Raw genomic sequence first — 14,264 nt, 5'->3', positions numbered from 1 at the left:
GGGCACGAGGAAGCGCGGCCGGAGGGCCGGCGCGGTTTCGATCAGAAGAGGACTCGACCGGAAGAGGTCCGATCAGGCGAGAGCGGCCAGTGCGGCGTCGTAGTCCGGCTCGGTGGTGATCTCGGGGACCAGCTGGGAGTGCAGCACGGTGCCGTCGGCGTCGATCACGATGACGGACCGGGCCAGCAGCCCCTTCATGCCGCTGTCGGCGAGCTCGACGCCGAAGGCGGTGCCGAAGTCGGAGCGGAACGAGGAGCCGGTCACGACGTTGTCGAGGCCCTCGGCGCCGCAGAAGCGGCTCGCCGCGAACGGCAGGTCGGCGGACGCGCAGACCACGACGGTGTCCTCGAGGCCGGAGGCCAGCTGGTTGAACCTGCGCACCGACGTGGCGCACACCGGGGTGTCGATGCTGGGGAAGATGTTGAGGATGACGCGCTTGCCGCTGAAGGTCTCGGCGGTCAGCTCGGACAGGTCCGCCCCGGAGAGGCTGGCGGCGGGTGCCTTGCTCCCGACGACGGGGAGCTCCCCCACCGTGTGGACAGGGGTGCCCTTGAATGCAGTGGTTGCCATGCGCTCTGACTATCACGTGTGAGCTGGAGCACGCCAGCCTGGCGTGCCGCCCGCGCCTGCCCGGATCGGCGTGAGTCGACCGTGCCGACCGTGCCGACCCGCCCGGACCGGTGTGATCGGGTGATTTGCGCAGCGTGAGAGACCGTCTGTGCAACGTCCGAAGGGGCCGCCGCTCAGTGCCGGGGAAGGTGGTCCGTCCCGGCCCCAGGATCAAGATCGGCCAGGGCCATCCCCCACTCGTGGGCCCGCTGCAGCTCGCCGTCGGCCAGCCCGGTGGTGCGCGGATCGACCTGGAAGGACTCGCCCGTCTTGGCCCCGTGGAAGCCGTTCGACTTCAGCGCCCGCGCCGCGTCCCGGGCGGCGCTGGGCAGGAACCGGCCGGTGGTGCGGGTGTCGAAGGTGCGGACGAGCAGCGTACGCCGCGGTGTGACCACGTCGATCCACTCGTGGACGCCGATCGCCGGTGCCGTCGGAGCTCCCTCCGCCACCGCTCGGGCCCGGGTCTCGGCGGTCGTCATCGCCATGTTGTGCGTCGGGGAGCCGACCAGCAGCAGGGTCACGTCCTCAGGGATCTCCCGTGGGGCGTTCTCGACGGCGAAGAGGGCGACGTGGTGGCCCTTCTTCGACAGTCCGGCCCCGATGGCCTCGGCGACGTGTCTGGTGTTGCCGAAACTCGACTCGCACACGATCAGTACGCCCACCGCTGCCCTCCTCGGCCGCCCCTCGGGATGATTGTCCAGTATCGCCGAAAGGGTGCGGTCACGACAGCCGCAACGCGCGGTCGGTCCCTGCGGGGCCGATCGCGCGTTGCGGGACGGAGCAACCGGACGGCTGCGGGGCCTCAGTCGAGCGGGCGGCGGGCGGCGCCCTTGTCGGCCGACTGGGCCAGGGCGCCGAAGATCTTCAGCGCCTGGGAGACCTCGCGCTCCCGGTGCGCCGGTCGCCAGCCCTGCTCCTCGCGGGCGGCACGGCGGGCGGCGAGCTCCTCGTCGGAGAGCCGGACGTTGATCGTCCGGTCGGGGATGGAGATCTCGATGATGTCGCCGTCCTCGATCAGGCCGATCGCACCGCCGGAGGCGGCCTCCGGGGAGACGTGGCCGATCGACAGGCCGGACGAGCCGCCGGAGAACCGGCCGTCGGTGATCAGTGCACACTTCGGGCCCAGTCCGACGCCCTTGAGATACGACGTCGGGTAGAGCATCTCCTGCATGCGGGGGCCACCCTTCGGCCCCTCGTACCGTACGACGACCACGTCGCCGGCCTCGATCCGGCCGCCGAGGATGGCCTCCACGGCCTCCTCCTGGGACTCGGTGACCTTGGCCGGCCCGCTGAACGTCCACTGGTCCTCGGGCACCCCGGCGGTCTTCACCACACAGCCGTCCTCGGCGATGTTGCCCTTGAGGATCGCCAGCCCGCCGTCGGCGGTGTAGGCGTGCTCGACCGAGTGGATGCAGCCGTTCTCGGCGTCGGTGTCGAGGGTCTTCCAGCGGTTGGTGGACGAGAACGGCACGGTGGTCCGCACCCCACCGGGGGCGGCGTGGAAGAGCTCGATCGCCTCGTCGGTGGTGCTGCCGCTGCGGATGTCCCAGGCGGCCAGCCAGGTCGCCAGATCAGGGCTGTGCACCGCGTGCACCGAGGTGTCCAGCATGCCGGCGCGGGCGAACTCGCCCATGATGGCGGGGATGCCACCGGCACGGTGGACGTCCTCCATGTAGTAGTTGTGCGTGTTCGGGGCGACCTTGCAGATGCACGGGGTGTGCCGGGACAGCCGGTCGATGTCGTCCTGGTCGAAGTCCACTCCGGCCTGCTGGGCAGCGGCGAGCAGGTGCAGGATCGTGTTCGTCGACCCGCCCATGCCGATGTCCAGGGTCATCGCGTTGGCGAAGGCCTCCTTGGTGGCGATGGCGCGCGGCAGCACGGAGTCGTCACCGTCGTGGTAGTAGCGGTTCGCCAGCTCGACGGCCAGCCTGCCGGCGCGCTGGAAGAGGCCCTTGCGGGCGGCGGCGGTGGCCAGCGTGGAGCCGTTGCCGGGCAGCGACAGGCCCATCACCTCGGTCAGGCAGTTCATCGAGTTGGCGGTGAACATGCCCGAGCACGAGCCGCAGGTCGGGCAGGCCGACTCCTCGATCCGGCTGATCTCGTCGTCGGTGACCGCCGGATCGACCGAGGAGATCATCGCGTCGATCAGGTCCAGGCGGGTCTCCGCCGTGCCGTCGGCGTGGATGACGGCCTTGCCGGCCTCCATCGGGCCGCCGGACACGAAGACGGTGGGGATGTTCAGCCGCAGCGCGGCGAGCAGCATGCCCGGGGTGATCTTGTCGCAGTTGGAGATGCAGACCAGTGCGTCGGCCTTGTGCGCGTTGACCATGTACTCGACCGAGTCGGCGATCAGCTCACGGCTGGGCAGGCTGTAGAGCATCCCGTCGTGGCCCATCGCGATGCCGTCGTCGACCGCGATGGTGTTGAACTCCCGGCCGACGCCGCCGGCCTCCTTGACCGCCTCGGCGACGAGCTGGCCCATGTCCTTGAGGTGGACGTGGCCCGGCACGAACTGCGTGAACGAGTTGGCGATCGCGACGATCGGCTTGCCGAAGTCGTCGTTGGTCAGGCCGGTGGCGCGCCACAGGGCGCGGGCGCCGGCCATGTTGCGACCGTGGGTCGTCGTCCGGGAACGCAGTTCGGGCACTTCTACCTCCGAAGGCTGGTGCGGTGATACGGGTCACCAGACTAGCCCGGGTGGCGATCCCGGCCGCCGGATCGCCACCCACTGGCCCGCTCGCGTCCCTGGCCCGGTTGTCTCCCTGGTCCGGGCCCGCTCATCTGCCGTGGCTTGCGCCTCTGCCCGGCCCGCTCACTTCCCTGGCTCGGTCGTCCCAGCGGTCCGGCCGCCCCGGAGCGTCCAGCCCGCCACCGCGGAGCCGGAGCGGGAGACCGACCGCATGTGGCGCAGCACCACCGAGACGGCCGCCAGGCCCGGTTCGGGGAGCTCGTGCAGCTGCTGCAGCGAGCGGTGGGCCCGCTGGGCAGCCGCGGCGTTGTCCTGGATCCACTGCCGCAGCCGCTGGTCGACCTCCAGGGTGCCGGGTGTGGTGGCGATCACCGAGGCGGTGAGGGACTTGGCGGCCGCGTACACGTCGGCACGTACGGCGCTGCGGGCCAGTGAGTCCCACAGCTCGTCGCGCGGCAGGGTACTGATGCTGGTCAGCAGCCCGTCGACGTCGAACTGCTCGGTGACCGCGAAGTAGAGCTCCGCCACGTCGGTGAGGTCCTCCTCGGCGCCCCGGGCCAGGTCGGTGATGTCCAGCAGGGCGAAGGCGTCCAGCAGCCCCTCGGCCCAGCGGGCCAGATCCTCGGGCACCCCCGCCCGGGTGAGCTCGGCGACGTCGGTCTCGAAGCGCGTGCGCTCCGCGCCGTTGAGCAGCTGGTCCATCCGCTGCTCGAAGGCCGCCACACCGGGCCGGTAGCGGTCGATGTCGCTGCCGAGGTCGCTGTTCGAAGGCCGCTCCAGCAGGATCCAGCGGGTCGCTCGGTCCAGCAGCCGCCGGGACTCCCGGTGCAACCGTGCCTGCACCCCGGTCCCGACGACGTTGTCGAGGGCCTTGACGGACTGCATGAACCGGTCGATGTCGAAGACCTCCCGGGCGAGGACCACCGCACGGGCGATCTCCGGCATCGTCGCCCCGGTCTCCTCCAGCGACCGTTGGGCGAAGGTCATGCCGCCCAGATTGACCACCGAGTTGGCCACCACATTGCTGATGATCTCGCGCCGCAGCGGGTGGGTGTCGGGCAGTTTCGGGAAGCGCTCGCGGATCTGGTGGGGGAAGTAGCGGCGCAGCTCGTGGCTGAACCAGGCCTCGTCCGGCAACCCGCTGGCGTTGATGTCCTGCTTGAGGGCGAGCTTGACGTACGCCAGCAGGACGGCCCGCTCCGGACTGGTCAGGCCCTCGTCGACCCGCTCGCGGGTGTGCAGCTCCTGGTCGGAGGGCAGCGACTCGAGCTCCCGGTCGAGCAGCCCGCGGTCCTCGAGGTAGTGCAGCAGCCGCAGGTAGGCCCCCAGCCGCTTACCGCCCCGCTCCCGGGAGTGTCCCAGCAGCAGGTTCTGGCTGTAGTTGTCCTCCAGCACCAGCCGGGCGACCTCGTCGGACATCTCCGCGAGCAGGCGGTTGCGCTGTTTGTAGGTCAGCTCGCCGATCTGGACCAGGCCGCTGAGCGGGATCTTCAGGTTCACCTCGTGGTCCGAGGTGTCCACCCCCGCCGAGTTGTCGATCGCGTCGGTGTTGAGGTGGATGCCGCGCCGGGCGGCCTCGATCCGGCCCAGCTGGCTGAACCCCAGGTTGCCGCCCTCACCCACCACCCGGGCCCGCAGCTCGGCGCCGGTGATCCGCACCGGGTCGTTGGCCCGGTCGCCGATCTCGCTGTCCGACTCCTCGCTGGCCCGGACGTACGTGCCGATGCCGCCGTTCCACAACAGATCGACCGGGGCCTTGAGGACGGCGCGGATCAGATCGTTGGGCGACAGCTCGTCCGCGGCGTCGGTGAGGCCCAGGGCCGTCCGCATCGGCGTGGTGATCGCGATCCGCTTCAGTGACCGGGAGAACACGCCACCCCCGGCGGAGATCAGCGAGCGGTCGTAGTCCTGCCAGGACGACCGGGTCAGGTCGAACAGCCGCCGGCGTTCGGCGAAGGACCGCGCGGCGTCGGGGTCCGGATCGAGGAAGATGTCGCGGTGGTCGAAGGCTGCGACCAGCCGGATGTGCGGTGAGAGCAGCATCCCGTTGCCGAACACGTCCCCGGACATGTCGCCGATGCCGACCACGGTGACGTCGTCCCGCTGCACGTCCCGGCCCAGCTCGCGGAAATGGCGCTGCACCGATGCCCAGGCGCCGCGGGCGGTTATCCCCATCGCCTTGTGGTCGTAGCCGGTGGACCCACCGGAGGCGAACGCGTCGTCGAGCCAGTACGCGTAGGTCCGGGCGATGGCGTTGGCGATGTCGGAGAAACTCGCGGTCCCCTTGTCCGCCGCGACGACCAGGTAGGTGTCGTCGCCGTCATGGCGGACCAGCCGCGGCGGCGGCACCGCCATCCCGTCGACGAGATTGTCGGTGAGGTCGAGCAGGGCCCCGACGAAGAGCTGGTAGGCCTCCCGGCCCTTGGTCGCCCAGCCCTCCCGGTCCACCGCGGGGTCGGGCAGCCCCTTGGGGAAGAAGCCGCCCTTGGCGCCGGTCGGGACGATCACGGCGTTCTTGACGATCTGGGCCTTCACCAGCCCGAGGATCTCGGTGCGGAAGTCCTCGCGTCGGCCCGACCAGCGCAGCCCGCCGCGGGCGACCTTGCCGAAGCGCAGATGCACCCCCTCGACCCGGGGGCTGTAGACCCAGATCTCGTACAGCGGCTGCGGCGCGGGCATCCCGGGGATCGTCGCCGGGGACAGCTTCAGTGCGACGGTCGGCTGTGTGGTGGACGCGTCGTGCGGAGCCTCCCGGGCCCGCTGGTAGTAGTTGGTCCGCAGGGTGCCGCGGATCACCCCGACGTAGCGGCGCAGGATCCGGTCCTCCTCGAGGGAGGGCACCGCCCCGATCAGTTCGTCGAGCCGGGCGATGATGGTCTCCTCGGCCTGCCGGCGTTCCGGGTCGATGGAGCGGCCGGCGAACCGGTCCGGGTCGAAACGCACCCCGAACAGCTCCACCATCAGCGCGGCGATCTCGGGATGGGCCAGCAGCACCGAGCGCAGGTAGGTCTGCGAATAGGCGATGCCGATCTGGCGCAGGTAGGCGGTGACCGCCCGCAGGACGACCACCTCGCGGGAGGTGAGGCCGGCGAGCAGCACCAGGCCCTCGAGTTCGTCGGGCTCCGTACGACCCTCCCAGGCCGCGGCGAAGGCCTCCTGGAACCGGGCCCGGGTGTCCTCCCCCTCCCAGGTCGCCGCGCCGAGGGGGCGCAGGCCGAAGTCGTAGACGTGGAACAGCACCCCGTCGGAGCGTTCGAGGACATAGGGACGCTCGCTGGTCACCTCGGTGCCGAGATGGGTGAAGACCGGCAGGATCGCGCTCAGCGACAGCCCACCGCGGCTGTAGATCTTGAGTCGGCGCTCCTGCGCCGGGCTGGTCGGGGTGCGATACAGATTGAGCCGCAGCTCGTCGGCGCCGATCCCCTCCAGTTCGCGCAGGTCCGCGGCCCCGACCCGGGGCGGGAAGACCTCCTTGTACGCGGTCGGGAAGCCGCCCCGGTAGGCCTCGGTGTAGAGGTCGCCCAGCCCCTCGCCGAACTCCTCGATCATCGCCGCGCCGAGATCCTCGTCCCAGTCCCGGGTCGCCTCGACGATCTGGCTCTCCAGATCCTCGGGATCGACCTCGGGGACGGTCCGGCCCGGGGCCATGTGCAGGATGAAGTGCAGGGTGGCCAGCGGCGACTCGGTGGCCCTGGTGGTGTAGTCCACCGTCTCGGCCTCGAGCCGCTCGCGCAGGATGCGCGACACCTCCAGCCGGGCGGAGGTGTTGTACCGGTCCCGCGGCAGGTAGACCAGGCAGGACATGAACCGGCCGAACGGGTCCTTGCTCAGGAAGAGCTTGGTCCGGATCTGCTCGCGCAGCTTGACGATGGCCACGCTGTTGCGGGTGAGCTCCTCGACACCGCACCGGAAGAGCTCGTCGCGCGGGTAGTTCTCCAGCTCACTGAGCAGCGCCTTGCCGCGGTGTGAGTCCAGCGGGAAGCCGGCGGCCGCCAGCACCGCGTCCACCTTGTCGACCAGGTACGGCACCTTGGTCACCGACTCGTGGTAGGCGCTGGAGGTGAACAGGCCGATGAAACGATGGCTGCCGGTCTCCGTCCCGTCCTCGGCGCAGGTCTTGACGACCACCATGTCCATGAAGGCCCGGCGGTGGACGGTGGCCCGCTGGTTCGCCTTGGTGATCAGCACCGGCGAGGCGGCCCACGCGGCGCGGGCCGCCTCGGTGTCGAGCGGGAGATCGGCGGCCCCCGCCGCGTGCTGCATGATGCCCAGCGCGGATGCCGGATCCGCCGCGGTCACCCCGTCGGTCCCGGTGCGGAAGCGGATGTAGCCGAGGAAGAGGAACTGGTCGTCGAGCAGCCACTGCAGCAACTCGGTCGCCGGCCCGGCATCCGTACGCCCGGCGGCGGCGAGCGCGGCGGTCTGCGCGGCCGCGTCCCGGGCCACCCGGCCCATCTCCTGCCAGTCCCGGTAGGCGCTGCAGATGTCGGCGAGCGTGGAGCGGACGACCGTCTCGATCCGCTCGATCGCCTCCCGATCGGTGGTGCGGACCACCTCGAAGTGCATCCATGACTCGTCCACCGCGGACACCCGATCGGGGTCGCGGGGCCCGACGGAGACCAGCGTGCCGTCCTCCGTGCGTTCCACCGTGACCTGCGGGTGGGTGACGAAGCGGACGTTGGCGCCGGCGTCCTGGAGTGCGGCGGAGACCGAGTCGACCAGGAAGGGCATGTCGTCGATGACGACCTGGACGACGGTGTTGCGGGTCCCCCAGCCGTCGGTCTCGACGGTCGGGGTGAACACCCGCAGCCGGATCTCGCCGGGGGCCCGCTGCTCGGCCAGCTGCCGGTGGGACAACGCCGCGCCGAGGAGGTCCTCGGGTCGCAGGGTGGCGAGTGTCTCCGTGCTCAGGTCGCGCCAGAAGGCGCCCAGCAGGGTCAGCACCTCGTCCTGGTCCATCCCGGTGGCGCGCTCGGCGCCGGCGGCGAGAAGAGCATCGCGTTGCGCGTGAGGCACAGCCATCGTCCGCACCGACCTCCATGTCGTGGGCGGCGCTCCGGCGACCTCGGGCGACCGGGCACCCTGGATGCCCGGAAGTCTACGCGGCCCGGGCCTGCGGGGACCGGGGAATCGCCGCGGCGGCGGCGCACACCCGGCGGACGACGAGGTCGACGACGCCGGGGTGGGCGGCGAGCACGCCCGCGGTGACCGCACCGACGGACTCCGCAGCCGTCCGGATCCGCTCGGCGAAGACCCCGGGGGCCAGCACGTACGGCAGCACGCTCACCCGCCGGGCCCCCGATGCCTGCAGCGTCCGGACGGCCTCGGTCACGTCCGGCCCGGCCCCACTGGCGTACGCCACCCGGACCGGGACGCCGAGGAACTGGGACAGCAGGTCAGCGGCCTGCCGGGTCTCGCTGCGGCCCACCGGGTGGGAGGTGCCCGCGGCGGCGAGGACGACGGCCACCGGTTCGGGGTCGACGGCACGGACCCGCTCGGCCAGGGCGATCACGATCTCCCGGGCCGGTCCCAGGTGCGGGGTGACCACCGGCGCCGTGGGCCGGGACGCACCGAGCAGGCCGGCGGGGAGATCGGTGGCCGCGGGGACGTCGATGGTCGCGGAACGGCCGGTGGCGTCCGGTCGATCGCCGGCGGTACCGGCGACGATCCGGGGGATGTCGACCAGGACGTGATGGCCGGTGCCGAGCAGCAGCGGCACCACCACGTCGGGACGGGCCCGGGTGACCAGCTCGGCGAAGGTCGGCTCCCCGGTGGACAGCCAGCCCACCTCGACCCTGGTCGAGAGTCGCTCGCGGACCGCCGCGGCGATGGCCAGCACCGCCGGGGCCCCCGCCGGGTCACGGGTGCCGTGCGCGGCCAGCACGACGGACGGCACCGGCCCGGCGCCCGGCGCACCGGGCCTCGACTCCCCCGTCGTCGCGGCTGTTCCCGCGGGCGAAGGGACAGCACCCCGCGCCGGCCGTGCGGTGACCGGACCGCCCGGGGCGGCCCTGTCGACCACCACGGCGGGCGCGGGGCAGGTCATCAGATCACCCAGTCCGTGTCGTTGCCGGAGTCCGGATCGGCACTGACCACCATGCCGGCCGCCAGCGTCCCGGCCTGCTGCGGGTCCACCAGCAGGAAGGCGCCGGTGTGGCGGGCCCGGGCGTAGGGCTCGGTGGGCAGGTCGGCGGCGAGGTGCAGCCGGACCCGGCCGATGTCGTTGAGCTCGAGCCGCTCGGTCGGCCGGCCGACCAGGGTGTCGAGATCGAGACGGGCGTCGATGCTGCGGACGATGGCCTGGACCGTACGAGCGCCGTTCTTCACCAGCACCCGGGCGCCCTCCACCAGCGGGCGCTCGGCCAGCCAGCAGACCAGGGCGTCGAGGTCGCGGGTCGGGGTCGGCCGGTCCTGCGCCGAGGCGATCAGGTCGCCGCGGGCGATGTCGATCTCATCGGTCAGCCGCAGGGTCACCGACTGCGGTGCGAAGGCCTCGTCGAGCTCCTGGTCGGCGAGGTCGATACCGGCCACCCGACTGCGCTTGCCGGAGGGCAGGACGACGATCTCGTCGCCAGGGCGGACCACACCGGCGGCGATCCGGCCGGCGTAGCCGCGGTACTCGCGGTGCGTGGCGTCGACCGCTCCGGACTGCGGGCGGATGACGTACTGCACCGGGAACCGCAGCGGCTGGTGGCGCGGATCGTCACCGGTCGGCAGCTCCTCGAGCACCTCCAGCAGGGACGGGCCGGCGTACCAGGAGGTGGCCGCCGACCGCTCGGCGATGTTGTCGCCGACCAGGGCGGAGACCGGGATGACGGTCACCTCGGTGAGGCCCAGCCCGTTGGCGACGTGACGGATGTCGGCCTCGACGGCCCGGAAGGTCGCCTCGGCGTAGTCGACCAGGTCGATCTTGTTCACCGCGATCACGACATGCGGGACCCGCAGCAGGGAGGCCACCGCGAGGTGGCGGCGGGTCTGCTCCAGCACGCCGTGGCGGATGTCGACCAGCAGCACGATGACGTCGGCGGTGCTCGAGCCGGTGACGGTGTTGCGGGTGTACTGCACGTGCCCGGGGCAGTCGGCGAGGATGAAGGAGCGCCGCGGGGTGGCGAAATAACGGTAGGCCACGTCGATGGTGATGCCCTGTTCCCGCTCGGCCCGCAGGCCGTCGGTGAGCAGCGCGAGATCGGCTCCGCTGAACCCACGCTCGCGGCTGACCCGCTCCACCGCGTCCATCTGGTCGGCCAGGATCGACTTGGTATCGTGCAGCAGCCGACCCACCAGGGTCGACTTGCCGTCGTCCACCGAACCGGCGGTGGCGAGGCGAAGCAGCGTGCTCATCAGAAGTAGCCTTCCTTCTTGCGGTCCTCCATGGCCGCCTCGGAGAGGCGGTCGTCGGCGCGGGTGGCGCCGCGTTCGGTCAGGGTGGTGGCGGCGACCTCGGCGATGACCTGCCCGATGGTGTCGGCGTCGGACTCGACGGCGCCGGTGCAGGACATGTCACCGACGGTGCGATAGCGCACCAGCTTGCGGACCACCTGCTCGTCCTCTCGGGGGCGGGAGACCGGCGTGTCGGCGAGCCACATGCCGTCGCGACGGAAGACGTCACGCTCGTGGGCGTAGTAGAGGCCGGGCAGCTCGATGTTCTCCCGCTCGATGTAGCGCCAGATCTCCAGCTCGGTCCAGTTGCTCAGCGGGAACACCCGGACGTGCTCGCCGGGGCGGTGCCGGGCGTTGTACAGATCCCACAGCTCCGGGCGCTGGTTGCGCGGGTCCCACTGGCCGAACTCGTCGCGCAGGCTGACGATGCGCTCCTTGGCGCGGGCCTTCTCCTCGTCGCGGCGGCCACCGCCGTACACGGCGTCGTAGCGCCCGGCGGCGATCGCGTCCAGCAGCGGCTGGGTCTGCAACGGATTGCGGGTCCCGTCCGGACGCTCGGCCAGTCGGCCGTCGTCGATGTAGTCCTGCACCTTGGCCACCACCAGGGTCAGGCCGAGACGCTCGACCGTACGGTCCCGGAAGTCGAGGACCTCGGGGAAGTTGTGGCCGGTGTCGACGTGCAGCACCGGGAACGGCACCTTGCCGGGCCAGAAGGCCTTGGCGGCGAGATGCAGCATCACCACCGAGTCCTTTCCGCCGCTGAACAACAACACGGGGCGTTCCAGCTCCGCGGTCACCTCGCGGAAGATGTGGATGGCCTCGCTCTCCAGCATGTCGAGCTGGCTGAGCTCGTAGGGGCGGGTGGTGACGTCGTCGAGGTCGGGCGCGAAGTCGGTGCTCACAGGTGGATCCCGCATTCTGTCTTGGCCAGTCCGGCCCAGCGGCCGGCCCGGGGGTCTTCGCCGGGCTCGACCCGGCGGGTGCAGGGTTCGCAGCCGATCGACGGGTAGCCGTCGGTCAGCAGCGGGTTGATCGGCACGCCGTGGCGGCCGGCGTAGGCGATCACGTCGTCGAAGGTCCACCCGGCGAGCGGGTTGAGCTTCACCATGTGGTGGGTGTTGTCCCACTCGACCAGCTGGGCGTGGCGACGCAGGGCGTTGTCCTCGCGGCGCAGCCCGGTGACCCACGCCTCGTAGCCGGCCAGCTCGCGGCCCAACGGCTCGACCTTGCGCAGCGCGCAGCAGGCACCCGGGTCACGGGAGAACAGGTCCGTGCCGTACTGCTCGTCCTGTTGGGCGACCGTCAGCCGCGGCAGCACGTCGATGACGGTGACCGGCAGGACGGTCCCGATCTCCGCCCGGGTGCCGAGGGTCTCGGCGAAGTGGTAGCCGGTCTCCAGGAACAACACGTCCACGCCCGGGTGCACGCCGGCCACGAGGTGCGGCAGCACCGTGTCACCGGCCATCGAGCAGGCGACGGCCAGGGCGTCGCCGAACTCCTCGGCGGCCCAGGTGAGCACCTCCTCGGCGGTCGCGTCGGCGAACCGTTCGCCGGCCTCCTCGGCGAGGGCCCGCAGGTCGGCCGCCGAGCGGCGCCGTCCCGGGCCGTGGCTGCCGGCGGGCACCGGACCGGACGTCCCCGGCCCGTCGCCGGCCGGAGCTGCGTTGCGGGGCCCCGGCCCGTCGCCTACCGGGGTCTGGGATGCGGTCGTCACAGGAACTCCTTGTCATCACTGCGGGCCACCCAGGCGGAGAAGCTCTCCCCGTCCAGGCGCTGGTCCAGGAAACGTCGGACCACGCGTTCAACGTAACCCGGAAGGTCCTCCGCGCTCACCTTGAGCCCCCGGACGGTGTGCCCGAGGCCGGCCTCGTCGCGGTCCCCCGAGGCGAGACCGCCGCCGAGGTGGACCTGGAAGCCGAACTCCGTACCGCCCAGCAGCTGCCCCTTCAGCCCGATGTCGGCGGTCTGGATCCGGGCACAGGAGTTCGGGCAGCCGTTGAGATGGAGGCTGATCGGTGTGTCCAGGTCCACCCCCTCGAACCGCTGCTCGAGGTCGTCGACGACCCGGGCGGCGAGTCCTTTCGTCTCGACGAAGGCGAGCTTGCAGAACTCGAGGCCGGTGCAGGCCATCGTCGAGCGGCGGAACGGACTCGGCTCGGCCTTCAGGCCCAGGTCGTCCATCGCGGCGACCAGGTCCTCGACCCGGTCGGGCTCGACGTCGAGGACGAGCAGCTTCTGGTGCGGGGTGAAACTGATCCGGTGTGACCCGGCGGCCTCGGCGAGCTCGGCGACCCGGGCCAGCCCGGTGCCGCCGATCCGGCCCACGGTCGGGGCGAAGCCGACGTACTTGCGGCCGTCCTTCTGGTCGTGGATGCCGACGTGGTCGCCCGAGGTGCCGTCCGGGACGGGGGCGATGCCGTCCGGCAGGACGCGGTGCAGGTACTCCTCCTGCAGCACCCGGCGGAACTTCTCCGGGCCCCAGTCGGCCATCAGGAACTTCAGCCGGGCCTTGTTGCGCAGCCGCCGGTAGCCGTAGTCGCGGAACAGAGAGATGACGCCGGCCCAGACCTCGGCCGCCTCCTCGGGGCGGACGAAGACCCCGACCCGCTCGGCGAACCGGGGGGCGGTGGAGAGCCCGCCGCCGACCCACAGGTCGTAGCCCGCGCCGTGCTCCGGGTGGCGGACCCCGACGAAGGAGATGTCGTTGATCTCGTGCACCACGTCGAGGCTGGGGTGCCCGGTGATCGCCGTCTTGAACTTCCGCGGCAGGTTCGTGAAAGCCGCGGTCCGGATGTAGGTCTCGCGGAGCTCCTCGATCAGCGGCGTGGGGTCGAGGATCTCGTCGGCGGCGATGCCCGCGACCGGGCTGCCGAGGAAGCCGCGGGGGGTGTCACCGCAGGCGGTGATGGTGTCCAGCCCGACCGACTCCAGCCGACGCCAGATCTCCGGGACGTCCTCGATCCGGATCCAGTGGTACTGGATGTTCTGCCGGTCGGTGATGTCGAGGGTGTCGCGGGCGAAGTCCTGCGAGATGCCGGCCAGCACGCGGATCTGGTCGGTGCTGAGGATCTGGCCGTCGACCCGGACCCGGTGCATGAAGTACCGGTCCGACAGCTCCGCATCGGTCAGCTTGCCGGTCCGGGTGGCGTCGAGGTCCTGGTCGCGCTGGGTGTAGAGCCCCCACCAGCGCAGCCGGCCGAAGAGGTCATCGGTCGGGATGGAGTCGAAGCCCTGATGGGCGTACGTCCCGAGGATCCGGGCGCGGACGTTCAGGCCGTCGTCCTCGTGCTTGACCACCTCGTTGGGATTGAGGGGCGCACGGCCGTCGATGGCCCACTGACCGTTGGACCGGTCCTTCTTGGGTCCTCGGACACGCTCCGGGACGGGCGCGTGAGCAGGTGCGGTCGGGGTGGGCGTGCGGTCGTAGGACACAGGGTCTCCTCCGCTTCGGGGCAGGTCGTCACCGGCGTGCCGTACGGGGCGGCCGCGCCCCGCGGGTGCAGCGAGGCACGCCTTCGGTATCACCTGAGGTTAACCATCCCATAGCAAAATGTAAAACCTGTGCTGCATTCCACAGCCGGTTGAG

At 71.4% G+C, this 14,264-nt stretch carries 9 protein-coding genes; all 9 read right to left on the bottom strand.

The features are described 5' to 3' along the window. Positions 1–72: 72 nt before the first annotated feature. Positions 73–570: a thiol peroxidase gene (gene tpx / locus VB059_RS05820; protein ID WP_323421080.1), complete on the bottom strand. Its 498-nt coding sequence runs from the start codon at positions 568–570 to the stop codon at positions 73–75. Positions 571–743: 173 nt separating this feature from the next. Continuing rightward, positions 744–1,271, bottom strand: a complete 528-nt coding sequence (locus VB059_RS05815; RefSeq protein ID WP_323421079.1) for a flavodoxin/nitric oxide synthase — start codon at positions 1,269–1,271, stop codon at positions 744–746. Positions 1,272–1,411: 140 nt separating this feature from the next. Beyond that, positions 1,412–3,256 (bottom strand): dihydroxy-acid dehydratase, encoded by a 1,845-nt coding sequence (gene ilvD / locus VB059_RS05810; protein ID WP_323421078.1) that lies wholly within the window; start codon positions 3,254–3,256, stop codon positions 1,412–1,414. Positions 3,257–3,421: 165 nt separating this feature from the next. Next, positions 3,422–8,320, bottom strand: a complete 4,899-nt coding sequence (locus tag VB059_RS05805) for an NAD-glutamate dehydrogenase (protein WP_323421077.1) — start codon at positions 8,318–8,320, stop codon at positions 3,422–3,424. 76 nt (positions 8,321–8,396) lie between these two features. Next, positions 8,397–9,194: a sirohydrochlorin chelatase gene (locus tag VB059_RS05800; protein WP_323421076.1), complete on the bottom strand. Its 798-nt coding sequence runs from the start codon at positions 9,192–9,194 to the stop codon at positions 8,397–8,399. Positions 9,195–9,343: 149 nt separating this feature from the next. After that, complete coding sequence (locus tag VB059_RS05795) at positions 9,344–10,639, bottom strand: sulfate adenylyltransferase subunit 1 (RefSeq protein ID WP_323421075.1); 1,296 nt, start codon at positions 10,637–10,639, stop codon at positions 9,344–9,346. Then, on the bottom strand, positions 10,639–11,511 hold the full coding sequence (cysD, locus tag VB059_RS05790; protein ID WP_416339507.1) for a sulfate adenylyltransferase subunit CysD: 873 nt from the start codon (positions 11,509–11,511) through the stop codon (positions 10,639–10,641). The genes VB059_RS05795 and cysD overlap by 1 nt, the downstream gene beginning before the upstream one ends. A gap of 65 nt (positions 11,512–11,576) precedes the next feature. After that, positions 11,577–12,392 (bottom strand): phosphoadenylyl-sulfate reductase, encoded by an 816-nt coding sequence (locus VB059_RS05785; protein WP_416339506.1) that lies wholly within the window; start codon positions 12,390–12,392, stop codon positions 11,577–11,579. Then, positions 12,389–14,110, bottom strand: coding sequence for a nitrite/sulfite reductase (locus VB059_RS05780; protein WP_416339505.1), 1,722 nt, complete (start codon positions 14,108–14,110; stop codon positions 12,389–12,391). Before VB059_RS05780 ends, VB059_RS05785 begins: the two co-directional genes overlap by 4 nt. Between the last annotated feature and the right edge of the window lie 154 nt (positions 14,111–14,264).

The sequence above is a fragment of the Raineyella sp. genome, assembly GCF_034933565.1.
GTDB lineage: Bacteria > Actinomycetota > Actinomycetes > Propionibacteriales > Propionibacteriaceae > Raineyella.
Note: the sequence above shows the minus strand (reverse complement) of the source record. Positions and strands in the feature narration are given on the sequence as shown.

What these genes read in the sequence shown, in the direction of transcription:
- tpx (WP_323421080.1), bottom strand. Translation starts at nt 570, where the DNA reads ATGGCAACCACTGCATTCAAGGGCACCCCTGTCCACACGGTGGGGGAG.
- VB059_RS05805 (WP_323421077.1), bottom strand. Translation starts at nt 8,320, where the DNA reads ATGGCTGTGCCTCACGCGCAACGCGATGCTCTTCTCGCCGCCGGCGCC.
- VB059_RS05795 (WP_323421075.1), bottom strand. Translation starts at nt 10,639, where the DNA reads ATGAGCACGCTGCTTCGCCTCGCCACCGCCGGTTCGGTGGACGACGGC.
- cysD (WP_416339507.1), bottom strand. Translation starts at nt 11,511, where the DNA reads ATGCTGGAGAGCGAGGCCATCCACATCTTCCGCGAGGTGACCGCGGAG.